This window comes from Streptomyces sp. SUK 48, from assembly GCF_009650765.1.
Lineage (GTDB): Bacteria > Actinomycetota > Actinomycetes > Streptomycetales > Streptomycetaceae > Streptomyces.
Window position 1 is genome coordinate 4,986,250 of sequence record NZ_CP045740.1, and the last position, 25,694, is coordinate 5,011,943.

Below are 25,694 nucleotides of genomic sequence, written 5' to 3' on the forward strand. Positions count from 1 at the left end.
CGGTACCGGAAGGCGCCCGCCGGGGCGCCTTCCGTGCGTCCGGGGGCCTTACGACCGGTCGGTCACATGCGGGGGCGGCCCGGGCGACGTAGGACGGAAGCACACGGGACCCGATCCCGGGTCCCCCTGCTCCGAGGAGGAGCCATGGCCCAGCCCGGAACGACGATGCCCGCCATGACCCAGCAGATGCAGGACTGCATCGAGGCGTGCATGAACTGCCACAGCGTCTGCGAGGAGACCATGAGCTCCTGCATGCAGCAGGGCGGGCAGGCGCAGATGCAGATCATGCGCGCGCTCATGGACTGCTCCGAGACGACCCGGATGTGCGCCGACATGATGATGCGCCGCTCGCCCATGTCGGGCGAGATGTGCGCGATGTGCGCCAAGGCGTGCGACATGGCCGCCGAGGCGTGTATGTCCATGCCGGACGACCAGCAGCTGATGCGCTGCGCGGACGCGTGTCGCAGGTGCGCCGAGATGTGCCGCGCGATGGCGGGCGCCCGGATGTGACCTGAGCGCCCGCACGTCGCAACCTCCGTTCCCGGACGGCGAAGGGCGGCCGGTCCTGCCGCACAGGGCGCCGCTCGCCCGTGCGGCGGTCCGGCCGCCCCTGCCGTGCCGCCCCGGTCAGCTGCCGGCGACCGTGACCTTCTGGTCGTTGTTCAGCTCGTTCACCAGGGTCTTGACCTTCGCCTTGTCCCAGACCAGGTTGCCGCCGGTGGAGCCGGAGATGGGCATGTTCAGGGAGGTGCCGTCACCACCGTTGACGCCCTTCATGGCCCAGAACATCGAGGCCAGGTTCCACAGGGACATGTCCTTGTCCACGATCAGCGAGTCCAGGCCCGCGCCCATGGTCGGGTAGAACTTGAAGGGGTTCAGCACGGTCGAGGGCGTCGCCACCTCGTGGGCCAGCGCCGCCAGGAACTTCTGCTGATTCTTGGTCCGCTGGAGGTCGGACGCGGCGAAGGCGTGCCGGGTGCGCACGAAGGCGAGCGCCTGCCGGCCGTTCAGTGTCTGCTTGCCGGCCTTGAAGTCGGCGCCGGACCATTTGTCCGTGAAGCCCTTGTCGATGTCGATCTGGACCCCGCCGACCGCGTCCACGATGTTCGCGAAGCCCTGGAAGCCGATCTCCACGTAGTGGTCGATGTGCAGCCCGGTGTTGTACTCGATGGTGCGCACCAGCAGCGTCGGGCCGTCCTCGGCGTAGGCCGCGTTCAGCTTCTCCTGGCGGCCCGTGGCGGGGTAGACCTTCCCGGACGTCGAGCCCTTGTACGAGGGGATCTCCACGTTCGAGTCACGCGGCAGCGAGATGAGCGTGTCGCCGTTGTCGCCCACGTGCAGGATCATCATCGAGTCCGTGCGCTTGCCCTCGGCGGCGCCGGTGTGCAGCTTCTTCTCGTCCGCCTTGGACATGCCCTCGCGGCTGTCCGAACCGACGATCAGGTAGTTGGTGCCGGACCCCGACTGCGGCCGGTCGATCACCTGGGCGAGATCGACCTCGCGGCGCAGCTTGGAGTCGGCCCAGAAGTAGGTGGCGACCGAGGTGACGATCATCACGGTCACCAGCGTGATGGCGGTCCACTTGATCCGCCGCCGCCAGTTCGGCGCGGGTCTCTGTCCGGGCGGCGCGCCACCGGGGCCGTGGCCGCCGGGGTTCCCGTAGACCTGGCCGGTGTTGTAACCGCTGTCGTACGCGTCGTCGTAGCCGCCGTTCGCGTACGACGGCTGCTGCGGAACGCCGGCCCCGTACTGCGGTGCCGCGGGGTCGCGCCGTACCTGGCGCATCGCGCGGGCGCCTTCGGGCTGTGCGCCGCCACTGCCGCGTCCATAGCGGGGGCCGCGGTTGTCGTCGGACCATGCCTCGGGCCAGTCATTCATGCGGACCAGTGTGCAGGGCGCGGCCGTATGGCTTACAAGACCTGTCGGAAAATCAGGGCGGCGCTGTTGCGAAGCTGACACAAATTCCGCGAATGCGGCTTCGGCATAAGGTAGAGGGCATGACAGATCAGGCCACGGAGCCGGAAGCAGTGGAATCGGACATTCCGGGCAAGCCCACCTCCGCCTCGCGCACCACGCTCAGCCACATCATGACCCACAGCGACACCAACCTGCTGGGTACGGTGCACGGCGGGGTGATCATGAAGCTGGTGGACGACGCGGCGGGCGCCGTGGCCGGCCGGCACTCCGGCGGCCCCGCCGTCACCGCCTCCATGGACGAGATGGCCTTCCTCGAACCGGTCCGCGTCGGTGACCTGGTCCATGTGAAGGCGCAGGTCAACTGGACCGGCCGGACCTCCATGGAGGTCGGCGTACGGGTCCTCGCCGAGCGCTGGAACGAGTCCAACCCGCCCACCCAGGTCGGCTCGGCCTATCTGGTCTTCGCGGCCGTGGACGCCGACGGCAAGCCCCGCCAGGTGCCCCCGGTGATGCCGGAGACCGACCGGGACCGCCGCCGCTACCAGGAGGCGCAGATCCGCCGCACCCACCGGCTGGCCCGCCGCCGCGCCATCCGCGAGCTGCGCGAGCAGCGGGCGGCCGACGGCCTGGCGGACTGAGGACCGGCGGACCGAGGACCGGCGGACCGAGAGCCGGGAGGCCCGAGGGCCGGCGGGATGCTCACGCGTCCCCCGCGCACACCACCTCGTTGCCGCGCACCACGCTCGCGGCGCCCTGATCCTGACGCCCCGGGTCCTCGAAGCGCACGGCCCGCACGCTCTTGAAGCCGGCGCCCGCGGTCACCTTCAGCACCGGCCCCTGGCCCGGCGCCGCGCGCAGCTCGCTGCCCGGCAGGGCCGCGGCCAGGGTGCGGGCTGAGCGGTCCCAGCGGGGGTCGTACGTGATGACGGTGGTCGGCAGCTGCGCGGGCGCGGTCACCGGCTCATGGGTGGTGGCGAAGCCGGTCGCCGCGAGTTCGGTGTCGATCCGCTTGGCCAGCCCGGCCGCGCCGGTGCCGTTCGCCACCTGGACCCGGATGCTCCGCGGGTCCGTGTCCACGGGCGTCGCGGCGGGTCCGCGGTGCGGGCGGGCCGCGCTGAGCGGCTTGTCGTCGCGCAGCGCCTGGAACAGCTGGGCGGAGCGGGCCGCGTCCCATTTCAGGGTCGAGCCCACGCCCTTGACCGGGTAGTCCATCCGCCCGATGGGGACGGTCGTGAACTCGGAGGACGAGGGCGAGAAGTTCCGCATCGCGCGCCCGAGGTCGAGCAGCTCGTCGGTGCCGAAGCCGATGTCGGCGCGCACCGAGCCGAGCACCGCCCGGGTCACATCGCGAAAGCGCATCGGGTTCAGCAGCACGCCCGAGGACGTCGCCTTCTCGATCAGCGCGGCCAGGAAGCGCTGCTGCCGCTTCATCCGGCCCAGGTCGCTGGCGCCGTCCAGGTGCCGCGAGCGCACGTACTGGAGGGCCTGCCCGCCCAGCAGGGTGTGCGTGCCGGGGGCGAGGTCGAGCCCGCTGTAGGTGTCCTTCAGCGGCGTCGCCGTACAGATCCGGACCCCGCCGAGGACGTCCACGGTCTTCATGAAGCTGGTGAAGTCGACCTCCAGATAGTGGTCGATCTTCACCCGGGTCATGCTCTCGACCGTGCGCACGGTCAGCTGCGGGCCGCCCTCGGCGTAGGCCGCGTTCAGCCTGAGCGGATGCGCGCCGTACTGCCGGCCGGTGGCCGGGTCCCGGCGGGCGGGGACCTCGGCGAAGGAGTCGCGCGGCAGGCTCACCACGGTGGCCCGCTCCCGGTCCTCCGAGATGTGCACGATCATCATCGTGTCGGTGCAGTGGCAGGGCTGTCCGCCCAGGTGGAAGGCGCGCCGCTGGCTCTCGGTGATCTTGTCCCGGCCGTCGGTGCCGACCAGCAGGATGTTCATCCCGTGGCCCGCCCGCGGCCGGTTCTTCATGTCCTTGAAGGCGTCGACCCGGGAGATCCCCGCGTCCAGGCTGGTGACCACCGCGTGCCCGATGCCCGCGGAGGCGAGCACCACCACCGACAGCGTGGTCATCGCCCGCATGGCCCAGCGCGGCCGTCGTCGGCGCCCGGGCCGTGCCGGGCGCTCGGGCGGGGGCGGCAGCCGGCGGGGCGGCTGCGGGCGGCGCTGGGGTCGCGCCGGGGACCGGGGCGGGCTGGCCAAGGGACACCTCCGGACGAGGCCGTACGTGGGATCCATGAGCACAGTAGGCCGATACGATCTCCATCCCGCGTCGGAGCCCCGGCGGCGCGCACCGGTGTCCCCCGTTCGCGGTAACGTGAGGCCCCTATGAACGCCAAGCCCGACGTGCGGTTCCCCGCTGTATCCGTGATCATGCCCGTCCTCAACGAGGAACGGCATCTGCGCGGGGCCGTCCAAGCGATCCTCGCGCAGGAGTACGGCGGCGACATGGAGGTCGTGATCGCCCTCGGTCCGTCCACGGACCGCACGGACGAGATCGCCGCCGAGCTCGTGGCCGAAGACCCCCGCGTCCACACCGTCCCGAACCCGACCGGCCGCACCCCCGCCGCGCTGAACGCGGCGATCAAGGCGTCCCGGCATCCGATCGTGGTCCGTGTCGACGGCCACGGCATCCTCTCGCCGAACTACATCGAGACCGCCGTACGGCTCCTCGCGGAGACCGGCGCGCAGAACGTCGGCGGCATCATGCACGCCGAGGGCGAGAACGACTGGGAGCACGCGGTCGCCGCCGCGATGACCTCCAAGATCGGTGTCGGCAACGCGGCCTTCCACACGGGCGGCGCCGCGGCTCCCGCCGAGACGGTCTACCTCGGTGTCTTCCGCCGCGAGGCGCTGGAGCAACAGGGCGGCTACAACGAGGAGTTCATCCGCGCCCAGGACTGGGAGCTGAACTTCCGCATCCGCGAGGCGGGCGGCCTGATCTGGTTCTCGCCGGAGCTGAAGGTGTCGTACCGCCCCCGGCCCTCGGTGCGGGCGCTCGCCAAGCAGTACAAGGACTACGGCCGCTGGCGCCATGTCGTGGCCCGCTACCACTCCGGCTCCATCAACCTGCGCTACCTCGCCCCGCCGACGGCGGTGTGCGCGATAGCCGCGGGCCTGGTGGCCGGCGCGGCCCTGACCCCCTGGGCCCTGGTGATCCCCGGCGGCTACCTCGCCGCGATCGCCGCCGGCTCCCTGCCCGCCGGCAAGGGCCTGCCCCTCAAGGCGCGCCTCCAGATCCCGGTGGCCCTCGCCACCATGCACATGTCCTGGGGCTGGGGCTTCCTGACCAGCCCGAAGTCCCTGGCGAAGCGCGTCATCGCGTCGCGCCGGCCGGCGGTGCCAAGCGCCTGACGGACCCGGGCGTCCGGACCGAGGAACGAGGCGGGGCCCCTCCGGGAAGGAGGGGCCCCGCCTCGTCCGGTACCGGTACGGCGTTCACCACTGGTACGGCTTGTACACATCCATGCAGCCGCCCTTGTCCGCGCCGTTGATGGCGTCGGCGTTGGACGGGACGTCGCCGGCCTTCGGCTTGGACTGCTTCGGGAAGGTCGTGCCGGTGCGCCAGTCGGCGCCGAGCAGCAGGGTGACGCCGGAGACCGAGGTGGTCTGCTTCACCGCGGTGGCCGGCAGGCCCAGCGCCTTGGCCACGCCCTGGGCGTCGCCCTGGAGATCGGCGCTCGGGTACTCGACGACCGTCTTGTCCTGCGGCGGCGGGGGCGCGGTGTCCGCCGCCGCCCTGCCGTAGCCCCGGCCCACCAGCGCCTCGGCGATGGTGCGGGCCCGGCCGGGCACCGCCGCCTCGGAGGCGGAGCCGGTGCCGTTCTGGACGAGGACGCCGAGCCGGGACGGATCGGTGGAGGGCGACTTCGCCGGCCGCGGCTTGTCCCCGGCCTGCTTGGAGTCCCCGGCCCCGCCGTTCTTGTCGAGCGGGATGTCGTCCCGGAGCATCTCCCAGAGCTTGCCGGCGTCGCCCGTGTTCGGGACGACGTGGTTGTCGGGGTCCCGCGGGTCCGGGAGGTTGGGCATCGTCACGCTCGTGATGCGGTCCGACGGCACGGACTTCATCTCCATGCCGAGGTCGTAGAGCTTCTTGACCGTGCCGATCTCCTCGGAGACCTTGAGGGACTTGGTGGCCGAGTCGGCCAGGTCCATCAGGCGCCCGGTGTCGGTGAACACGTCCTGCGACTTGAGCGTGCGCAGCATGGAGTTGAGGTACATGTGCTGGGCGCGGGCCCGCAACGGGTCGCTGCCCCAGGCGTGCCGGGTGCGCAGCCACTGGAGCGCCTGCACGCCCTTGATCTTGTGCGTCCCGGCCGTCAGCTTCAGCCCGGAGCCGCCGCGCTGGGCCGCGGTCGGGCGGTCCCAGACGTTCTGCTTCACACAGACGTCGACGCCGCCGATGGCGTCCGCCATCTTCACCACGCCCGCGAAGTCGATCGTCATCCAGTGGTCGATGTAGACCCCGGTGAGGTTCTCCCAGGTGGCCAGCGTGCAGCCGGCGCCGCCCCGGCCGAGGGTGGTGTTGATGATGTCGTTGGTCGCCGGATAGACCTTGCCGGTGTCCGGATCCGTGCACTTGGGGATGTCGACACGGGTGTCGCGCGGGATGCTCACCATCGCGGCGCTCTTGCGGTCGGCGGAGATGTGGATGAGCATCTGCACGTCCCCGAGCGGGGGATCGCCGACACTGCTCTTGCTGCCGCCGAGCTTCAGGTTCTCCGCCGAATTACGGCTGTCCGAGCCGACCAGCAGGATGTTCAGCGGGGTCTGTCCGGCCGCGTTCGGGGCGGTCTTCCGCGCCTTGGCGTCACCGCTGCTGCGCTCGCCCTTGCGTATGTTGGCGTTCAGATGCTCGTAATAGAGGTAACCGGCGCCCGCCGTGCCGAGTATGACCACCGCGAGGACCGTCGCCGACCAGCGCAGCGCGCGCCGGCGCCGCCGCTTGGTCGTGGAGCCCCCGGGACCGTCCGGGCCCCCCGTGCCCGAGCCCCCCTTGCGCCGCCCGCCGCCGTGCCGTCCGGCCCCGGCCTCCGGGTCCGCCGTCCGCGGGTTGAGCGCCATCGTGTCCTCCACTCCGGCCGCGTCACCCCGCACATCGCTCTGCGCCACTCTCCCTGCCCTCCCCGCCCTTTTGCGCCATGCGACGGGCCCGTCCCGCGCCGAGTAGTTAGACGCACGACGGGCCCGGAGGGTTACCTATGAGGCGCACTTAACCTCGCCGGCCGTGGACTTGTCGACCTTCGGCGCCGTGTCCGGGCCCGCGATCGGCGTGCCCGCGGCCTTGAAGTCCTTGCCCAGGGTCAGGGTCATCGCGGGCAGCCCCTGGGAGTTGACGACGCTCGAACCCGGCTTGAGCGCCGAGCCGGGCAGCCCCATCAGCGCGGCCAGCTCCCGGGCCTGCGCGGCCTGGTCCGGCGCGTACTCCAGGGTGGTCTTCTCGAGTCCGTGCGAGGCGTTGCCCGCGTTCTCCGACTTCAGCACGCCCTCGGTGTTCTGGAGCCAGTCGAGCACCGCCTGCGCGCTGCCGGGTGCCGCCTCGCTGTTGAGGATGCGCACGCGCACGTCGCCGGGCGCCGACCTGCTGCCCTTCAGCCGGGCGGCCTGCGCGTCCTTGGCGGCCTTCTGCTTGCGCTTGACGTCGGTGAAGGAGACGTCGTTCTGTATCGCCTGGAACACCGCCGGCGCCGCCGACTGGTTGAGGACCACCGTCGCGTGGACCTTCTCGGCGGGGTTGTCCACCACCGGCACCGTGGTGAAGGTGATGTTCTTCGGCGGCACCTTCTTGAGCTCCAGCGCCATGTCCTTCAGCGTGTTGATGCTCTTTATGCCGGTGTCGACGGTCAGCGCCTTGGTGGCCGCCTCCGCGAGGTCCATCAGCTTCGAGGGGTCGGTGAGGGTGTCGCTGGAGGACATCTTGCGCATCAGCGAGCCCAGGAACTGCTGCTGCACCTTGATGCGGTCCAGGTCGCCCTGGTTGCCGAAGCTGTGCCGGGTGCGCACGAAGGCGAGGGCCTGTTCGCCCTCCACCGTCGACTTGCCCGCCGGCAGCTTGAGGTGGGACTCCTTGTCGTCCACCGGGTGCGCGACACACACGTCGACCCCGCCGACCGCGCTGGTCAGCGTCTTCACCGCGTTGAAGTCGGCCATCATGAAGTGGTCGACGTGTATGCCGGTGACCTCTTCGACGGTGCGCATGGTGCAGCCCGGGTCGCGGCCGTCCTGGCCGAGGCTGGTGTTGAAGCGCACGCTGTCGGTGCCCTGGACCACCTTGGTCGTGCCGTCCGGCTGCTTGGTCGGGCAGTCCGGCACGTCGACGATCAGGTCGCGCGGGATGCTCAGCGCGGTCGCGTTGGTCCGGTCCTTCGAGACGTGCAGCAGGATGTTGGTGTCCGCGTGCCCCACGCTGCCGGAGTCGCCGTAGCCCTCGTTGCCCTTGCCGGTGCGCTTGTCGGTACCGATGATCAGCAGGTTGAACGCCTCGTCCTTGCTGAAGCCCTTGGAGCCCGCGTCCCCGACATCGGTCGAACTGATGTTGCCCTCAAGGTGCTTGAGGTACAGATACCCGGCGGCGCCGGCCGCGACCAGCGCGAAGGCGGTGCCGCCGGCGGTCCACGCCAGCACCTTCTTCGCCTTCGACTTCTTCTTCACCGGCCGGCGGCCACGCCGCCCCGGCGCGCCCTCGGGCTCGGTGCCCCGGCGCCGGGAGGCCCTCGGCGGCGGCACGTCTCCGGCGCGCGCCTTGTCCCCGGCGCGGGAGCCGTCCCGGGTACGGGCCCCGTCCTGGGTGCGCGTCCCGTCCTGGGTGCGTGTGCCGCCCCCCTCGGGCCCGCCGTCCTGCGCGGGCACCTTGCTCATCTCACGGGTCTCACCGGGCGCCATGTCGTTGCGCCGGCGGCGCCGGGCACCGCCGCCGTCCTCGGCGGACGGCTTGCGCGGACCGGGAACCGATTGCGTTCCGGAAGGAGGCAGTCGCAGTTCGTATTCGCCGGTGTTCGGATTGAGCACCCACTGGTCTGCGGGATCGATGTTGTCCGCCCGCCCACGGCCTTGCGCGTCCACGGTTGTCCGAATCCTCCGTCGGGGCCACGCGGCGCCTTCCCCCTCAAAGGCGCTCGGGTCTCGGTGAAACAGTGCACGACCCCAGGTCGGACCTCGTGGCCACGTGCACCGGATCGCTCACACTATCCGCCCAGTTCAGCGTCTAGGGACGCCCGTGACAAATCCGTCGTCCCTACAACTGGGCAATCCGCCTCATTTTCTGGACGGAAATCGGCGGCGCCGGCGAACGCCTTACGCGCAGCCGTGCTCGGCGGCCGTGTTCCCGGTGTAGGTGGGCGCGGGGGAAGGGCCGCCGTTTGTGCCCTTTTGCGGTGCCGTCGGCTTCTGTGGTGCCTGCCCGGTGACCGCCACCGGCCGGTCCGCGCGCAGCCGCTCGAAGAGCTTCTCGGCCTCGGGCTCCACGAGTTGGTCGCGATCGGCGTCGTAGACGTACTGCTCCCGCGGCACCGTCAGGAACTGCATATGCCGGGCGGGAATGCCGTGCAGCGTCCGCACCAGCCGGTACAGATCACCCAGATTCGCCAGTCCCGGATCGGTGGTGAGCGAGGACGTCGCCGCGTCCAGTACGGCGTACAGCCGCAAGGGGTTCAGCAGTACGTCGTTGCCGCGCACCCGGGTGGCCAGCGCGCCGAGGAACCGCTGCTGGCGCCGCATCCGCTCGGTGTCGCTGCCGTCGCCCAGCGACTCGCGGGCCCGTACGTAGCCGAGGGCCCGCTCCCCGTCGAGCGTGACCTCGCCCGCGGGCAGCCGGAGCTTCGCCGCCTTGTCGTCGATGGGCGCCTTCAGGCAGACCCGCACCCCGTCGACGGCGTCCACCATGTCCTTGAACCCGCTGAAGTCCACGACCATGTGGTGGTCGACGCGGAGGTCCGTCAGCTTCTCGACCGTTCGGACCGTGCACGCCGAACCGCCCAGCTCGAAGGCGTGGTTGACCATCGCGAACACCGGCTCGCCCCGGGTGCCGTCGGCCCGCAGGCAGCCGGGGACGTCCACCATCAGGTCCCGGGGGACGGACACGGCGGTGGCGCTGCGCCGGTCCGCCGCCAGGTGCAGCAGGATCGTGGTGTCCGAGCGCCGGCTGCCCAGGTCCCGCCCGTAGCGGGCGTTGCCGCTCCCGGCCCGGCTGTCGGACCCGATCAGCAGGATGTTCTGCGCCCCCGGCGCCACGACCGCGGGCCGCTCGCGCGCGTACCGGCCGAGTTCGGCGGCCGCCGCGTCGTCGGGCCGGATATTGGCACTGAGCCGGGCGTACGCCGCCCACCCCGCCCCGACGGCCGCCGCCACCAGGACCGCCGCCCCGAGCCCCGCCCCCTTGGCCCACCGCCGCCGGCGCCGCCGCGCGAGCCCGGCCCCGGACGCGGACGAACCGTCGGCGGGAGGAGGGGAGTGGGTCACGGCGTCGGCCCCCGAGGTGAGGGAGGGGTGGTACTCCGGGGTGGTACTCCTACGACGATGAGGCGGCCGGGGCGAGGAAGCACCCTGTACTACTCCAGCGAGGGGTACGGCTCCCGGTCCGAGGGGCGCGGGGAACCGCGCGACCAGCCACGACGGACCCGGACCCGGCAACCGGCCGCCGTCACCGCCGTACCGCTGTCACCGCCGTACCGCCGTCGCCCTCTCGCTCTCGATCCGCTTCGCCAGCGCCCCCTCGTCCAGGCGCTCCAGATTCCGGCAGAGCACCACGGACCCCCCACTGGCCAGCGGCGCGAACAAGCCCGCGCTGAGCCCTTCCCAGGTGTCGTACGACAACCCGGACAGCAGCCGCGAACCGGGCCCCACCAGGTCCAGCCCGGCCGAGTCGGCGAGGGCCTTCTGCACGACCTCGGCCCCGCTGAACTCCGCGCCGGCCACGATCAGCGCCGACTCCCCGCCGTACCGCGGGGTGAACCGGTCGCCCTGGCCCGGCACCTCCACGGCGTAGTCGAGGAACCCCTGCGGCGGCTGCGGGAACCGTCCGCCGAGCGGCCGCAGGGCCAGCGCGACCCGCTCGCCCCGGCAGGCCCGCGCCGCCTCCAGCGCGTCCGGCCCGCTGACGACGACATCGGCCGCCGCCGGGTCCCCGGCCATGTCGGCGACCGCGCCCACCGAGGCGCAGGCCAGCAGCCACACCGCCGTCTGCCAGTGCGCGGGCAGCAGCAGCGCGACCCGGTCGCCGGGTTCCACGGAGAGGTCGCCCTCGAGGAGGTTCGCGGTCTTGGCCACCCAGTTGGCGAAGGTGGCGACCGAGAGTTCGACGCGTTCGCCCGTGGCATCGTCGTAGAAGGTCACCAGCGGGCGGCCGGGATCCGCGGCGAGGGCGGAAGTCAGCAGGTCGGCGGGGGTGCGATCGGTGGCGTTCACCCGCCACAGCGTACGCGCGCGGGGGCGCGCGGCGGGGGCGCGTCTCTCACTGATCTCACACCCGTCTCACGGCAAACCGCGTGGCCGTCACGGCCTCCATCGCTACGGTCTGCATACACTGACCGGCCGATACGAGTAGAACGAGTCAGTTCGGCCGGTCCCGGCAGGAAGCAGAGACGACAGGTGACAGAAGCGATCCTCCTGGTCGGCGGCAAAGGCACCCGGTTGCGCCCGCTCACCGTGCACACGCCCAAGCCCATGGTCAGGGCCGCGGGCGTGCCGTTCCTCACCCACCAGCTGGCGAGGGCGAGAGCGGCGGGCGTCGAGCACATCGTCCTTGCCACCAGCTATCTGGCCGAGGTCTTCGAGCCGTACTTCGGCGACGGCTCGGCGCTGGGCCTCCACCTCGAGTACGTCACCGAGGAGGAGCCCCTCGGCACCGGCGGGGCGATCCGCAACGTGGCCTCGCGGCTGCGCTCGGGACCCGACGAGCCGGTGCTGATCTTCAACGGCGACATCCTGACGGGCCTGGACATCCGGGCCCTCGTCGACACCCACGAGTCGACGGGCGCGGACGTCTCGCTGCATCTGACGAAGGTGTCCGACCCGCGCGCCTACGGCCTGGTGCCGACCGACGAGACGGGCCGGGTGCTGGCGTTCCTGGAGAAGCCGCAGACGCCCGAGGAGATCGTCACCGACCAGATCAACGCGGGGGCGTACGTCTTCCGGCGCTCGGTCATCGACGCGATCCCGGCGGGCCGGCCGGTGTCGGTGGAGCGCGAGACGTTCCCCCAGCTGCTCGCGGCCGGGGCGCATCTTCAGGGCATGGTCGACTCGACGTACTGGCTGGACCTCGGCACCCCGGCCGCGTTCGTGCGCGGCTCGGCCGACCTGGTGCTCGGGCGCGCGCCGTCGCCCGCGGTGCCGGGGCGCTGCGGTGACCAGCTGGTGCTGCCGACGGCCCAGGTGGCGCCGGACGCGAAGCTGACCGGGGGCACGGTGGTGGGGGAGGGCGCGTTCGTCGCGGAAGGCGCGCGGGTCTTCGGCTCGACGATCCTGCCGGGCGCGGTCATCGAGCCCGGCGCGGTCATCACGGACTCCCTGATCGGCACCCGCGCCCGCGTCGGCACCCGCTCGGTCCTCACCGGCACGGTCATCGGCGACGGCGCGGTCATCGGCCCCGACAACGAGCTGTGCGAGGGGGCGCGGGTGTGGTGCGACGCGCGTATCCCGGCGGGCGCGGTGCGGTTCTCTTCCGACCAGTAGTCCGGTGAGCCGGTGCGGCCACGGGGGGGGCCCGGCCCCTGACGGGGTGAGTGCGGGGCGGTGCCCCGGCTCCCTCGGGGATGGGGGCAGGCGGATCGCCGGGCGCGGCCGCGCGGTGGCTGGTCGCGCAGTTCCCCGCGCCCCTTCGGGACGGTCGGGGACCCGGCTCAGAGCAGTCCGATGTCCACGCGAGGCATCTTCGGGACGCGCCGGGCCGGGGTGAGGCCGCTCAGGAGGATCAGCCGGGCCGCCCGGTGCCGCTGCCCGGCGTACGGCTCCAGCAGACGCAGCATCTCGGAGTCGTCCGCGTGCCGGTCACCGGCCAGCGCCCACCCCACGATCCCCGGCAGATGCAGGTCCCCGACCGTCACCTCGTCCGCCGCCCCATGGCTGCGCTGCACCACCTCCGCCGACGTCCACACCCCCACCCCCGGCACGACCTCCAGCCGCGCCCGGGCCTCACCCGGGGGCATCTCCACCGTCTGCTCCAGCCGCGCGGCCAACCGGACCGCCCGCAGGATCGTGGACGCGCGCTTGTCGTCGACCCCGGCCCGATGCCACTCCCAGGAGGGAATCAACGCCCAGGTCCGTGCCGCGGGCATGACGGACATCGGCCGCTCACCGAGCCCCGCCGGTCCCGGCGCGGGCTCCCCGAACCGCCGTACCAGCAACCGCCACGCCCGGTACGCCTCGTCCGTCGTGACCTTCTGCTCCAGCACCGACGGGATCAACGACTCCAGCACCAGCCCGGTCCGCGTGAGCCGCAGCCCCGGCCGCCGGTGCCGGGCCAGCGCCACCGCCCGGTGCCGGGGCACGAACGCCTCCGGCTCGTCGGCCGCCCCGAGCAGCGCGGGCAGACCGTCGAGCAGCCACTGTGCCCCCGGCCCCCACGCCTCGCCGAGCACCTCACCGCCGCACGCCCGTACCCGCAGCGTGCCGGGGCCGGCCGGGGTGCGGCACGCCCGCCACACGGACCCGTCCGCCGTGGCCCGGAACGTCGGATCGCCGGCCCCGCGCCGCAGCGGCCCGAGCACCAGGCCCAGATCGAGCGGCCCCTCGGGCACCCACCGCCGCACCCGCGCGGGCACCGCGGCCTGCCGCGGTATCCCGCCCGCGCCGGCCGTAGGACCCGTACCGTCCGCGGACACGCCGGCCTGCCCACCGCGCACAGCCGTACGCGTGGGCCGCTGAACGAAACGTCCTGCCACGGATCAGATCCTCGATTGCCGGTGGGGCCGGTGGGGCCGGTGGGGCCGGTGGGGCCGAATGCCGCCGGTGCCGCCCTTCGAGACTAGGCGAGACCAGGCCCCCGGGCCGCCCCCGGCCCCCGGCCCTCCACTCACCGCGCCTCGATTCACCGCACCTCGATGAACGCCCCCGCGTCCCGGTCCGCTCGCGGGCCCGGCGCCTGGGCCGGATGCCCGATCGCCACCGCGCCCATCGGGTCCCACTCCGGGGGCAGCCCGAGCGTCTCGCGCACCACGTCCCGGCAGAACATCGTGGACGACACCCAGGCCGAGCCGAGGCGCTCCCCGGCCAGCGCCACCAGGAAGTTCTGCACGCCCGCGCCCATGGCGACGACGAACATCTCCCGCTCGGCACCGTCGCGCCGCGCGTCCCCGTAGTGGTGCGAGCCGTCCATGACGAGGCACGGCACCACGAGGTACGGCGCGTCGCGCAGCACCTCGCCGCGCCGGACGCGCTTGGCGACGGACTCCTCGCTCCTGCCGTCCCGGCGCAGGTCGGCGATCCAGGCGTCCCGCATCGCGTCCAGCAGCCGGTTCCGCGACGCGGCCGACTCCAGCAGCACGAACCGCCAGGGCGTGGTGTGGTGCGGCGCGGGCGCCGTCACGGCCGCCGCCACCGCCCGCCGTACCGAACCCGGGTCCACCGGCTCCTCGGTGAACGCCCTGACGGTGCGCCTGAGGGTCACGGCCTCGCGGACCGCCTCGGAGGTGCCGAGCCGGAACATGTCGTCGGCCGCGGCCCGCACCAGCGCCCGCGCGCCCGTGTCCGCCTCGCCGTCCCGCTCCACCACCTGGGACAGGCCGCGCACCACGGCGACCGGCCGTCCCCCGGCCTTGCCCTTCACCAGGTCACCGGCGGCGGCCAGCTCGTCCGCCGTGGCCACCACGGTGGCGCTGAGCGGATTGCCGTACGCGTCCGTGCCCCCGCGCAGATCGTCCAGCACCCGCACCCCGGCGGCGCCGATCGCCACGTCCGTGAGCCCCGCGCGCCAGGGCCGCCCGAAGGTGTCGCTGACGATCACCCCGACCTCGACCCCGAGGGCATCGCGCAGGCCCTCGCGGATCGCCCGGGCGGACGCGTCCGGGTCCTCGGGCAGCAACAGCACGGTCCCGGCGGGGGTGTTGGAGGCGTCGACCCCGGCCGCGGCCATGACCAGGCCCTGCCGGTTCTCCACGATCCGCAGGGCACCCCGGCGGGCCACCACCCGCACGGTCTCCGCGTCGATCGCGGCCTCCCGGTCGGTGGCCCGGACGATCCGGCCCTCCGCCTTGGACACGATCTTGGAGGTGACGACCACCACGTCCCCGTCGGCCAGGCCGGGCTCGGCGACGGCGATCAGCTTGGCGAGGTCGTCGCCCCGCTGCACCTCGGGCAGCCCGGCCGGCGCCCAGACCTGGAACGCGGGACGCTCCGCGCGGTCCACGCTCACGCGCCCCGCACCTCCTCGGCCAGCGTCAGCGCCTCCCGCGCCATCTGCGCGGTCGCGGCCAGATCGGTCATCATCAGCGGTACGGCACGGCAGCGGATGCCGTCGGCCTCCACGCGCTCGACCACGGCGGCGTCCACGGTGTCGACCAGCCAGCCGTCCAGCAGCCCTGAGCCGTAGTGCTCGGCGACCGCGGCGGCCGTGGACTCCACGCCGACCGCGGCGAGCACCTTGTCCGCCATCCCGCGCACCGGCGCGTCACCGACGATGGGGGACAGGCCGACCACGGGCACGCCCGCGTCCGCGATGGCCTCCCTGATGCCGGGGACCGCGAGGATCGTGCCGATGGACACGACCGGGTTGGACGGCGGGAAGAGGATGACGTCCGCCTCGGCGATCGCCTCCAGGACGCCGGGGGCCGGCTTGGAGTGCTCGGCGCCGACCGGGACGACGGCCTGCGCGGGCACCCCGGCCCGCATCCGCACCCAGTACTCCTGGAAGTGCACCGCCTTGCGCTCCCCGTCGACCTCGACGGCCACATGCGTCTCCACGCGGTCGTCGGTCATCGGGATCAGCTTCACGCCCGGCTTCCACCGGTCGCACAGTGCCGCGGTGACCGCGCTCAGCGGATAGCCGGCGCCGAGCATCTGCGTCCGCACGATGTGCGTGGCGAAGTCCCGGTCGCCGAGCCCGAACCACTCGGGGCCCACCCCGTAGGCCGCCAGTTCCTCCTTGAGATGGAAGGTCTCCTCGGACCGTCCCCAGCCCTGCTCCTCGTTGATGCCGCCGCCGAGCGTGTACATCACCGTGTCGAGGTCCGGGCAGACCTTCAGCCCGAAGAGGTGGATGTCGTCGCCGGTGTTGCCGATCACCGTGACGTCCGCGTCCGGCGCCGCCTGCTGGAGACCCCGCAGGAACCGTGCACCACCGATACCGCCTGCCAGAACCACAATGCGCATGGGAACCAGTCTTGCAGGAGCGTCCGACAACGCGTCAGGCAGTCACCGGACGCGCTGCGCAGGAGGGGGAGGCGTGCGCCCCGGCGTGCGCCGCGGGGTGCATGGGCATCTCGGTAAGACCCGGGTAGTAGATGTGCAGGCTGACCGCCGGTTCCAGCGCGTCGTTGACGACCTCGTGCGCGTACCCCGGCGCGAACACGTGTTGTGCGCCGGGCGTGAGCGTCCTGGCACCGCGCCGGGTGTGCTCGGTGAGCGTGCCCTCCAGGACGGTGAGGACACCGGAGGAGCGGCCGTGGTCGTGCCGCCCGGTGCCCTGACCCGGCACCCAGGACAGCAGCCAGACCTCGTAACCGGGGCCGGTGCGCAGCCGGTGGTACCAGCGGGTCGTGGCGTCGTAGCGCACGAGGTCCGCCCACTGGGCGCGGTCGGCGGCGATGGCGCGGGCCAGGCCGGCGAACTCGGCGACGGTGGCCGGGTGCTCGCGCGGCGGCTGGAGCAGGTGCGGGACCTCGAGCAGGTCACCGGCGATCTGGAGGTCGTTGTCGCTGTTCATGGGGGTGTGCTGGTTCCTCGGCGGAGAAGAGTGAAAGCCCGTCAGGAGGGGCTGCGAAGGAAGAACGACCGAGCCGCACGGAGGCGAGGCGTCGGCCACAGCCGGAGCGAAGACCTGCGAAAAGCGAAGAAGAGGCCGGCTCAACAGCTGGAACAGCGACAACAGCTACAGCGGGCCCGGGCAGCACCGTGGGACCCGGCGGTGCGGGTCGAGGTGGGTACCGAGTTCGCGAGCATGCCCACTAGGACAACGGTTCACACCAGTGCTGTCAACTCGATGACCGCCATGTGGGACACATTTCACCCCATCCGGGTCATCTGGCGTGCATGAGGTTTGCTCTTCGGGGCACCGGGACACATGGGGCACATCCGAGCGCTCGTCGGGCCATGCAACGCGATCGAACGCCAGAACGTCTTTCTCTGCGTCAAGGGGCCGTGCAGGCCCCGGCGGAGCGCGGCGGTCCGGCGGACCCCGGTCGCGCGTCCGGCGGCGGCCCGGTCGTGTGTCGTAGTTTATGGCGATTTGAACACTTTCCGCATGGCCTTGGTTCCGCAGAGTGAATAACGGGCTCAATAGCAGATCTCGGCTTGACTCGCCCGGAGCAGCACACTTGTAATTTCACTCGTGTCGTTCAGCCGAAATCGGTAACGGCGTACGCACGGGGACGTGAAAGACAGACGAGGGGCGCACATGACCGAGCTGGTGCAGCAACTGCTGGTCGACGACGCGGACGAGGAACTCGGCTGGCAGGAGCGCGCGCTGTGCGCCCAGACCGACCCCGAGTCCTTCTTTCCCGAGAAGGGCGGCTCCACCAGAGAGGCGAAGAAGGTCTGCCTCGCCTGCGAGGTCCGCTCCGAATGCCTCGAGTACGCCCTCGCCAACGACGAGCGCTTCGGCATCTGGGGCGGCCTGTCCGAGCGGGAGCGCCGCCGCCTGAAGAAGGCCGCCGTCTGACCGCGCACCAGCGCCGCGGGCACCCGGTACATACCCGCGCCATACGCGAGAAAACATCACGAACGGCCCGTGGCCCGTGGGTTGTCCACAGGGGGCGGGCCGTCGTCGTGGGCAGCCGATAGTGTGGTCGCTCGTCCGAGACGACCCGCTGTCCCCGCGAGCCCATCGAGGCCGGGGGACCGCAGGTGTCCACCGCAGTCCAGCGAACCGGGGCCCGTACCTCGATGTCCGTGCACAGCCATACGGCAGCCCAAGACCCGGCCGCCGCAGCAGCGTTCGACCCAGCCCGCCAGGCGCCGTACGACCCGGCCCACCAGGCGGCGTTCGATCCGGCCCGCCCCCCCGAGTTTCCGCGTCACGTCGTCACCGCCGTCCTCGTCTCCCACGACGGCGCGCGCTGGCTGCCCGACGCGATCGCCGGGCTGCTCGGCCAGGAACGCCCCGTCCAGCACGCGGTGGCCGCCGACACCGGCAGCGCGGACAACTCCGCCCAGCTGCTCGGCGAAGCCCTCGGCGACGCGGGCGTGCTGCACCTCGCCCGCCGCACCGGCTTCGGCCAGGCCGTCGAGGAGGCGAGCCGCACCGTCCCCGTGCTCACCCCGGACGAGCTGCCGTACCTCAAGCGCCCCAGCGGCTGGGACCCGGTCACCCGCACCTGGCGCGACGACGCCTACGACCTGCCCGAACTGCCCTACGGCGAACCGGTCCAGTGGCTCTGGCTGCTGCACGACGACTGCGCCCCCGAACCCGACGCCCTCGCCCAGCTGCTGAAGGTCGTCGAGAACGAACTCGAACTGGGCCGCGACGACGTGGCGATCGTCGGCCCCAAACTCCGCGGCTGGTACGACCGCAGGCAGCTGCTGGAGGTCGGCGTCTCCATCGCCGACTCCGGCCGCCGCTGGACCGGTCTGGACCGCCGCGAACAGGACCAGGGCCAGCACGACCACGTCCGCACCGTCCTGTCCGTCTCCACCGCCGGCATGCTGATCCGCCGCGACGTCTTCGAACAGCTCGGCGGCTTCGACCGCCGGCTGCCCCTGATGCGCGACGACGTGGACCTGTGCTGGCGCGCCCATCTCGCCGGCCACCGCGTCCTGATCGCCCCCGACGCCGTCGTACGACACGCCGAGGCCGCCTCCCGCGAGCGCCGCGTCGTGGACTGCGTGGGCCGCACCGCCGCCTCCCCGCACAAGGTCGACAAGGCCGGCGCCGTCCACACCCTGCTCGCCAACACCCGTACCGCCGCGCTGCCCTGGGTGATGCTGCGGATCGTCCTCGGCACCCTGCTGCGCACCGTCGCCTACCTGGTCGGCAAGGTCCCGGGCCAGGCCGTCGACGAGATCCGCGGCCTGCTGGGCACCCTGCTGCGCCCCGAGCGGATCATCGCCGCCCGGCGCAGCCGCGGCACCCCGCGGATCGGCAAGGACGAACTGCGCGCCCTGTTCCCACCGCCCGGCGCCACCATCCGCGCCACCGTGGAGCAGTTCGCGGGCAACTTCACCGGCACCTCCGACACCGACACCACGGCCGGCCGGCACGGCGGCGCCGTGGAGTCCGGCCCCGGCGGCGACGACGCCGACTTCCTGGAGGTCGAGCAGTTCGTCCGCCTCAAGCGGATCGCCCGCAGGCCCGGCCCGGTGCTCTTCCTCGCCCTGCTGGTCATCTCCCTGGTCGCCTGCCGCGCCCTGCTCACCGGCGGCGCGCTCGGCGGCGGCGCCCTGCTGCCCGCCCCGGCGAGCGCCGGCGAACTGTGGTCCCGCTTCGCGGACGCCTGGCACCCGGTCGGCACCGGCGGCACCCCCGCCGCACCGCCGTACCTCGCCCTCGTCGCCACCCTGGCCACCCTGCTGTTCGGCTCCGCCGGAGTCGCGGTCACCGTGCTGCTGGTCTGCTCGGTGCCGCTCGCCGGGTGCACCGCCTACTTCGCCTCCCGGCCCCTGGTCACCTCCCGGCTGCTGCGTGCCTGGGCGGCCGTCGCCTACGCCTTCCTGCCCGCCACCACCGGCGCCCTGGCCGGCGGCCGCGTCGGCGCCGCCGTACTCGCCGTACTGCTGCCGCTGATCGCCCGCGCGGGCATCGCCGCGAGCGGCCTCACCAGCCGCACCGGCGCCCGCGGCAGCTGGCGCGCCACCTGGGCGTACGCACTGCTGCTGACCATCACCACCGCCTTCACCCCGATCGTGTGGCCCGTCGCGCTGATCCTCGGCCTCGGTGTGCTCGTGCTGCGCCGCGCCGACCTGATCGCCCACGGCCTGCGCCTGCTCGTCCAGCTCGGCACCCCGCTGCTGCTCCTCGCCCCCTGGTCGCTGACCCTGCTGCCGACCGGCTTCTTCGAGGAGGCGGGTCTGGCGTACGGCGCCTCGTCCGCCTCCGCGCTCGACCTGCTCGGCGCCAGCCCCGGCGGCCCCGGCACCATGAGCGGCCTGCTGCTGCTCGGCGTCGTGCTCGCCGCCCTCGCCGCGCTGCTGCGCTCCGAGCGGCAGCTGGGCATCCGCACCGCCTGGGTGGTCGCCCTGATCGGCCTCGTCCTCGCGGTCCTCGCCAACCGGTCCGCCTGGGCGGGCCCGGCCACCCTCGTCTACGGCATCGCCCTGCTGGCCGCCGCCGTCCTCGGCGCCGACGGCGCCCGCGCGCGGGTGGCCGAGCAGAGCTTCGGCTGGCGCCAGCCGGTGGCCGCCCTGATCGCGCTCGCCGCCGCCGTGGGCCCGCTGCTGCTCGCCGCCGCCTGGATGGTCCGCGGCGCCGACGGCCCCGTGCAGCGCCGCGACCCGGCCCAGGTGCCCGCGTTCGTCGCCGAGGACTCCACCACCGGCGACCGGGCCCGCACCCTCGTCCTGGACAGCGACTCCACCGCGCACGTCGGCTACACCCTGGTGCGCGGCGCCGGCGCCCGCATGGGAGACGCCGAATTCGCGGCCGCCGACGGCCAGAACGCCCGCCTGGACAAGGTCGTCGCCAACCTGGTCGCCGGCTCCGGCGCCGACCAGGCCGACGAACTCGGCGGCTTCGCCGTGCGCTACGTCCTCGTCCACAAGGGCGCGCCCCGCGACATCACCCGCGTCCTGGACGCCACCCCCGGCCTGGCCCGGCTCAGCCAGCAGAACGGCAACGCCCTGTGGCGCGTCGACCAAGAGGTCTCCCGCGCGGTCATCCTGCCCGCCGGTACCTCGGACTCCGTCGACTCCGGCAGCAGCCGACCGGTCGAGGCCGGACCGGTGGACATCCACACCACCGTGCCCGCCGGCTCCGACGGCCGTGTCCTGCGCCTCGCCGACAGCGCCGCCCCCGGCTGGACCGCCACCCTCGACGGCAAGCCGCTCACCCGCACCACCGTCGACGGCTGGGCCCAGGGCTTCCGGCTCCCGGCCGCCGGCGGCCGGCTGGACGTCACCTACGACGCGCCCCTCACCCACACCGCCTGGCTGTGGGCCCAGGGCGCGCTCGCGATCGTGCTGGTCGTCCTCGCCCTGCCGGGCCGCCGCCGCGACGTGGACGACGACCTCCCCGAGGAGGAGCCGCCGCCCGCGCAGGCCCCCACGGGCGAGGGCCGCCGCGCCCGCCGGCTGCGCGCCCAGGCCGAGGAGGAGGCCGCGGGGGGAGCGCCCGTAGGGGAGACGCCCATGGGGGAGACGCCCATGGGGGAGACGCCCATGGGGGAGACGCCCATGGGGGAGATGCCCGTAGGGGAGGCCCCGGCGGCCCCTCAGGCGCCCCCCGCCCCGGCCGAGCCCCAGATCCCGCACCAGCAGCCGTACGACCCCTCCTACGACGAGTCGTACGCCACCCCCTACGCGAACACCCCGTACCCCGGTTACGGCGACGACGCCTACCAGCAGGGCGGCTACGACCCGCAGGCGTACCAGACCGACCCCTACGGCACGGCGCCGTACGACCCGTACGCCTACGGCGGCACCGCCGAGCAGCACCAGCAGCCGTACGACCCGGCGGCGTACCAGCAGCAGGGCTACGACCCGGAGTACGACCCCGCCCAGCAGGGCTACGACCCCGCCCAGCCGCCCCACGGCACCGGCAGTGAGCGCCCCGACGGGAGCCAGCAGTGAACCGCACCACCCTGTCCTTGATCGCCGGCACCACCGCGCTGGCCGCCGTCACCGCGGTCGCCGCGCTGGCCACCCCGTCCGCGTCCGGCGCGCCCGCGCCCGGCGCCGCCGCCCAACTGCCCGTGCAGCGCACCGGGTTGCTGTGCCCGGCGCCCAGCGTGTCGGACATCGCGGACACGACGTACACCTCGTTCACGCCCGTCACCCAGGGCGCGCCGAGCAGCGGCAAGGCCCAATTCCAGGCCGCCCCCGAGCAGTCGGCGGACGGCACCGGCGACACCCAGCCGAACAAGGGCAAAGGCAAGGGCAAGAGCGGGAAGAAGTCGACCGCCGACCTGCCGGCGCTCACCCCGAAGGCGCCCGGCACCCCGGTCGCCGGCGACACCTCCGGCGCCGACACACCCGCGCTGATCGGCACCGCGGACGGGAAGCTGGCGCCCGGCTGGACCGTGCAGGAGACCACCGAGATCGCCGCCGGCACCGGCCGCGGCCTCCAGGGCGTCACCTGCACGCCCGCGGACACCGAGTTCTGGTTCCCGGGCGCCAGCACCGCCGCGAGCCGCACCGACTACGTCCATCTGACCAACCCGGACGACTCCGCCGCCGTCGTGGACGTCGAGCTGTACGGCAAGAACGGCGCGATCAAGTCGCCGCTGGGGGAGAACCTCACGGTCAAGCCGCACAGCAGCGAGCCGGTCCTGCTGTCCACGCTGACCGACGAGCGGCAGGACGACCTGACCGTGCACGTCAGCGTGCGCAGTGGGCGGGTCGGCGCGACGGTGCAGGCGCTGGACGACAAGGCGGGCGGCGACTGGCTGGCCGCGGCCGCCGACCCGGCCGGCAGCCTGGTGCTGCCCGGCATCCCCAAGGACGCCACCGACGTCCGCCTGATCGCCTTCACACCCGGTGACGACGACGCCGACCTCAAGCTCCGCCTCGCCTCGCCCGACGGCCTGATCACCCCGGCGGGCAACGAGGAACTGCACGTCAAGTCCGGCATGACCACCTCGGTCGACCTCGGCCCCGTCACCCGCGGCGAGGCCGGTTCCCTGGTGCTGACCCCCACCGACCAGTCGGTGCCGGTCGTCGCCGCGCTGCGCGTGGTCCGGGGCAAGGGCGGCAGCCAGGAGACCGCGTTCATCCCGGCCACCGCCCCCGTCGGCGCGCGCGCCACCGCGGCCGACAACAGCGCCAAGGGCACCACCCTCGCCCTGACGGCGCCCACCGCCACGGCCAAGGTCAAGGTCACCGCCTCGGCGGGCGGCGACGGCGGTACGGCGGTCAGCAAGACCTACACGATCAAGGCGGGCACCACCGAGAACATCGACGCCCCGGTCCCCTCCGGCGGCAAGGGCACCTACGCCCTGACGATCGAACCCCTCACCACCAGCCCCCTCTACGCCTCCCGCACCCTGACCTCCACCGACCCCTCCGGGTTCACGATCCAGACCCTGCCGAGCGACAAGGGCCTGGTCTCGGTCCCGAGGACGAGCGAGGATCTGTCGATCCTCCAGAAGTAGGGGGCACCCGCCTCCAGAGGCAGGGGGCGCCCGGTCCCCGTCGGCTCCTGAGCCCCCTGCCCTGCCCTGGCCTGGCCTGGCCTGGTCGACCCTGGCCCGCCCCTCAGGCGAACGGGCCCTCCAGCGTGAAGCGGTGCAGCCCCCTGGCGAAGATCTCGGCCTCGCCCGGGGGCCACGCCGACAGGCTCGCCATGATGTGGGCGGCCAGCCGCGCGCGCAGCTCCGCCACGGCCCGCCGGCCCGGCTCGGTGAGGACCAGCAGCTGGGCCCGCTGGTCGGCGGGGTCCGGCTCACGCCGTACGAGACCGGCGTCCTGGAGCCGGGAGGCCCGGCGCGTGACGCCGGAGCGGTCGAGGCCCACCTCGGGCGCCAGGTCGGCCGCGCTGCACGGGCCGATCCGGGCGAGGGCGCTGAGCACCGGGTAGGTCAGTTCGTCCACCGCCTCGCCCATGCCCTCGGTCAGCTTCTGGTGCAGCCGTGCGCGGGTGGTGCGCCGCAGCAGCACACCCAGGGCGTCCGCGATCTCCTGCCCGACTTCGTTTTCCGTACGCGATGACTCCATGCCCGAAGAATAGCGTGCGCGACGCACGCATCCGGTGCTACAGTCAGGGCGAAGCGTGCGCGGCGCACGCATCTCGGATTCTTCGGAGAGGACCTGTCATGACCCGTACCGGTATCGAGGCCGCCCTGACCGACCTGCTCTTCAACGGCGAGCTGACCCTCCAGGAGGCCGCCGACCGCCACTTCGCCCCGGAGTACCGCCAGCGCACGGACGGGGAGTGGGCGGACCGCGCCGAGTTCCTCGACCACATCGCCCACCTGCGCACCCTCGTCGCCGACGGACACGTCGAGGTTCACGAGGAGCTGTACGACGGCAGCCGGTACGCCGACCGGCACACCGCGCACATCACGAAGAAGGACGGCACGAGCGTGCGGATGGAGGTCTACGTCTTCGCCGACCTGGCGGCCGACGGCCGGTTCACCCGCATCGAGGAGACCACCCTGATGCTCCAGGGCTCCAGCGCGGACCGCGACCTGGGCAGCGCCCGCTAGACGCGCCCCTCACGGGGAAGGCGCGAACCCGGCGTGATCCAAACGACAGGCCCTGGGGTCTCTCCGGCAATTCCCGTCTGCCGCAGGAACTGCCAGACAGGCCCTAGTCCTCCCCGTACCGCGGATCCACCGTCTCCGGCGTCAGCCCGAGCAGCTCCGCGACCTGCTCCACGACCACCTCGTGGACGAGCGCCGCGCGCTCGTCCCGCCCCTTCGACCGGATCTCCACCGGTCGCCGGTACACCACCACCCGCGCCCGCCGCCCCTCCCGCGCCGGCGCGACCCCGCCGAGGGGCACGGCCTCGTCCCCCACAGGGCGTCCGGGTCCTGCCCCTCCGGGTGAGGCACCTCCAGCACCGCGAACTCCACCTCGGCGAGCTGCGGCCACCGCCGCTCCAGCCGTTCCACGGAGTCCCGCACGAGATCCGCGAACATCTCCGCCCTGCTCGCCGCCAGCGGCACCTGCGGGGGTGCGATCGGCCCCCGCATGCCCCGCCCGTGGCGATCACGGCGACGGGGCCCGGGGCCTGCGGCTCGGGGCGGTACACGGTTGTCCATCACTGCTGAAGCGTAGTCCTCGGCCACCCCGCCCGCCCGGCCGTACGCGCCAACCGGCCATCGGCGAATTCCTGTCGCGGCGCGCGCGTTCCAGCCAAGGACCGGCTCATTTCGGCAACTGTTCCCGAACCCCTCAACTCCCCAGAACTCAAGGCAATTGACCGTTTTTGTGCCGACTCATGACCGGAAACAGTCCCTTCCGTCCGCCCGCACATCCCTCTCCGCGCAGCTCAACAGGGCTTGTTAGCAGGGGTATGTGGGGCGTCTCACAGCACGACACGGGGGAGTGACCAGGTGGAGAGTCGTCGCGGCCCGCTCAAGAGTGCGGTACCGTCCAACGTCGTGAGCCCTGTACGTCGCTGTTCGCGCACCGCCTGCGGCCGACCCGCCGTCGCGACGCTGACGTACGTCTACGCCGACTCGACCGCGGTCCTCGGCCCGCTCGCCACCTACGCCGAACCCCACTGCTACGACCTGTGCGCCGAGCACTCCGAGCGCCTCACCGCGCCGCGCGGCTGGGAGGTCGTCCGTCTCCTCGACGGTTCCGCCCCCGCCCGCCCCAGCGGTGACGACCTGGAGGCGCTCGCCAACGCCGTGCGCGAGGCCGCCCGCCCCCAGGAGCGCGCGGCCGAGGCCGGCGGCGGAGCCCGCACCGCGGACCCCATGGAGGTGGCCCGCCGCGGTCATCTGCGGGTCCTGCGCTCCCCCGACAACTGACGGCGGCCCGTAGGGGGATGACGGACAGACCCCCGCCGGGATGTCCGCCCTCCCGCCACC

Annotated in this window: 20 protein-coding genes and 1 pseudogene; 9 read left to right on the top strand and 12 right to left on the bottom strand. The window is 73.0% G+C overall.

The annotated features are described in order from the left end of the window. The first annotated feature begins 144 nt into the window (after positions 1 to 144). Positions 145 to 510, top strand: a complete 366-nt coding sequence (locus GHR20_RS21885; protein ID WP_111585877.1) for a four-helix bundle copper-binding protein — start codon at positions 145 to 147, stop codon at positions 508 to 510. A 117-nt stretch (positions 511 to 627) separates the two neighbouring features. Here the strand turns inward: GHR20_RS21885 and GHR20_RS21890 are convergent, their stop codons facing one another. Then, positions 628 to 1,878 carry an LCP family protein gene (locus GHR20_RS21890; RefSeq protein WP_153814136.1) on the bottom strand — a complete coding sequence of 417 codons (1,251 nt, stop codon included), beginning with the start codon at positions 1,876 to 1,878 and terminating at the stop codon, positions 628 to 630. Positions 1,879 to 1,997: 119 nt separating this feature from the next. Here GHR20_RS21890 and GHR20_RS21895 point away from each other — a divergent pair, with 119 nt between their 5' ends. Further along, complete coding sequence (locus GHR20_RS21895) at positions 1,998 to 2,555, top strand: acyl-CoA thioesterase (RefSeq protein WP_243878105.1); 558 nt, start codon at positions 1,998 to 2,000, stop codon at positions 2,553 to 2,555. A 61-nt stretch (positions 2,556 to 2,616) separates the two neighbouring features. On the opposite strand, the gene GHR20_RS21900 is transcribed toward GHR20_RS21895, so the two are convergent. Continuing rightward, a complete protein-coding gene (locus tag GHR20_RS21900) occupies positions 2,617 to 3,999 on the bottom strand; it encodes an LCP family protein (protein WP_153816086.1) in 1,383 nt (460 codons plus the stop codon). 246 nt (positions 4,000 to 4,245) lie between these two features. Between GHR20_RS21900 and GHR20_RS21905 the strand changes: the two genes are divergently transcribed. Further along, positions 4,246 to 5,271: a glycosyltransferase family 2 protein gene (locus GHR20_RS21905; protein WP_153814138.1), complete on the top strand. Its 1,026-nt coding sequence runs from the start codon at positions 4,246 to 4,248 to the stop codon at positions 5,269 to 5,271. 84 nt (positions 5,272 to 5,355) lie between these two features. On the opposite strand, the gene GHR20_RS21910 is transcribed toward GHR20_RS21905, so the two are convergent. From GHR20_RS21910 to GHR20_RS21925, 4 genes are all read right to left on the bottom strand, one after another. Continuing rightward, a complete protein-coding gene (locus GHR20_RS21910; RefSeq protein ID WP_111586016.1) occupies positions 5,356 to 6,981 on the bottom strand; it encodes an LCP family protein in 1,626 nt (541 codons plus the stop codon). Positions 6,982 to 7,116: 135 nt separating this feature from the next. After that, the gene (locus GHR20_RS21915) at positions 7,117 to 8,979 is read right to left on the bottom strand and encodes an LCP family protein (RefSeq protein ID WP_153814139.1); all 1,863 of its coding nucleotides are present in this window, start codon (positions 8,977 to 8,979) and stop codon (positions 7,117 to 7,119) included. A gap of 231 nt (positions 8,980 to 9,210) precedes the next feature. Next, complete coding sequence (locus tag GHR20_RS21920; RefSeq protein WP_153814140.1) at positions 9,211 to 10,374, bottom strand: LCP family protein; 1,164 nt, start codon at positions 10,372 to 10,374, stop codon at positions 9,211 to 9,213. A 198-nt stretch (positions 10,375 to 10,572) separates the two neighbouring features. Continuing rightward, positions 10,573 to 11,319, bottom strand: coding sequence for a TIGR03089 family protein (locus GHR20_RS21925; RefSeq protein ID WP_111585870.1), 747 nt, complete (start codon positions 11,317 to 11,319; stop codon positions 10,573 to 10,575). A gap of 183 nt (positions 11,320 to 11,502) precedes the next feature. Here GHR20_RS21925 and GHR20_RS21930 point away from each other — a divergent pair, with 183 nt between their 5' ends. Further along, positions 11,503 to 12,585 carry an NDP-sugar synthase gene (locus GHR20_RS21930; protein ID WP_153814141.1) on the top strand — a complete coding sequence of 361 codons (1,083 nt, stop codon included), beginning with the start codon at positions 11,503 to 11,505 and terminating at the stop codon, positions 12,583 to 12,585. A 167-nt stretch (positions 12,586 to 12,752) separates the two neighbouring features. On the opposite strand, the gene GHR20_RS21935 is transcribed toward GHR20_RS21930, so the two are convergent. From GHR20_RS21935 to GHR20_RS21950, 4 genes are all read right to left on the bottom strand, one after another. Next, positions 12,753 to 13,793, bottom strand: coding sequence for a DNA-3-methyladenine glycosylase 2 family protein (locus GHR20_RS21935; protein ID WP_194858953.1), 1,041 nt, complete (start codon positions 13,791 to 13,793; stop codon positions 12,753 to 12,755). A 146-nt stretch (positions 13,794 to 13,939) separates the two neighbouring features. After that, positions 13,940 to 15,262, bottom strand: a complete 1,323-nt coding sequence (locus GHR20_RS21940; RefSeq protein WP_153814142.1) for a coenzyme F420-0:L-glutamate ligase — start codon at positions 15,260 to 15,262, stop codon at positions 13,940 to 13,942. Beyond that, entirely contained in the window at positions 15,259 to 16,218 is a 960-nt protein-coding gene (cofD, locus tag GHR20_RS21945) for a 2-phospho-L-lactate transferase (protein WP_153814143.1), read from the bottom strand. Before cofD ends, GHR20_RS21940 begins: the two co-directional genes overlap by 4 nt. Positions 16,219 to 16,252: 34 nt before the next feature. Further along, positions 16,253 to 16,771: a cysteine dioxygenase family protein gene (locus tag GHR20_RS21950; RefSeq protein WP_148027101.1), complete on the bottom strand. Its 519-nt coding sequence runs from the start codon at positions 16,769 to 16,771 to the stop codon at positions 16,253 to 16,255. Between the two features lie 690 nt (positions 16,772 to 17,461). Between GHR20_RS21950 and GHR20_RS21955 the strand changes: the two genes are divergently transcribed. From GHR20_RS21955 to GHR20_RS21965, 3 genes are all read left to right on the top strand, one after another. Beyond that, a complete protein-coding gene (locus GHR20_RS21955; protein WP_003975777.1) occupies positions 17,462 to 17,725 on the top strand; it encodes a WhiB family transcriptional regulator in 264 nt (87 codons plus the stop codon). 224 nt (positions 17,726 to 17,949) lie between these two features. Next, positions 17,950 to 21,786, top strand: coding sequence for a glycosyltransferase family 2 protein (locus GHR20_RS21960; protein WP_153816088.1), 3,837 nt, complete (start codon positions 17,950 to 17,952; stop codon positions 21,784 to 21,786). Further along, complete coding sequence (locus GHR20_RS21965) at positions 21,783 to 23,306, top strand: DUF5719 family protein (RefSeq protein ID WP_153814144.1); 1,524 nt, start codon at positions 21,783 to 21,785, stop codon at positions 23,304 to 23,306. Before GHR20_RS21960 ends, GHR20_RS21965 begins: the two co-directional genes overlap by 4 nt. A gap of 103 nt (positions 23,307 to 23,409) precedes the next feature. On the opposite strand, the gene GHR20_RS21970 is transcribed toward GHR20_RS21965, so the two are convergent. After that, entirely contained in the window at positions 23,410 to 23,868 is a 459-nt protein-coding gene (locus tag GHR20_RS21970; RefSeq protein ID WP_111585862.1) for a MarR family transcriptional regulator, read from the bottom strand. A 98-nt stretch (positions 23,869 to 23,966) separates the two neighbouring features. Between GHR20_RS21970 and GHR20_RS21975 the strand changes: the two genes are divergently transcribed. Beyond that, positions 23,967 to 24,359: a nuclear transport factor 2 family protein gene (locus tag GHR20_RS21975; protein ID WP_111585861.1), complete on the top strand. Its 393-nt coding sequence runs from the start codon at positions 23,967 to 23,969 to the stop codon at positions 24,357 to 24,359. A gap of 103 nt (positions 24,360 to 24,462) precedes the next feature. Here the strand turns inward: GHR20_RS21975 and GHR20_RS21980 are convergent. After that, positions 24,463 to 24,848: pseudogene (locus GHR20_RS21980) on the bottom strand (metallopeptidase family protein). A 363-nt stretch (positions 24,849 to 25,211) separates the two neighbouring features. Here GHR20_RS21980 and GHR20_RS21985 point away from each other — a divergent pair. Then, positions 25,212 to 25,634, top strand: a complete 423-nt coding sequence (locus GHR20_RS21985; RefSeq protein WP_078967596.1) for a DUF3499 domain-containing protein — start codon at positions 25,212 to 25,214, stop codon at positions 25,632 to 25,634. The last annotated feature ends 60 nt before the right edge of the window (positions 25,635 to 25,694 follow it).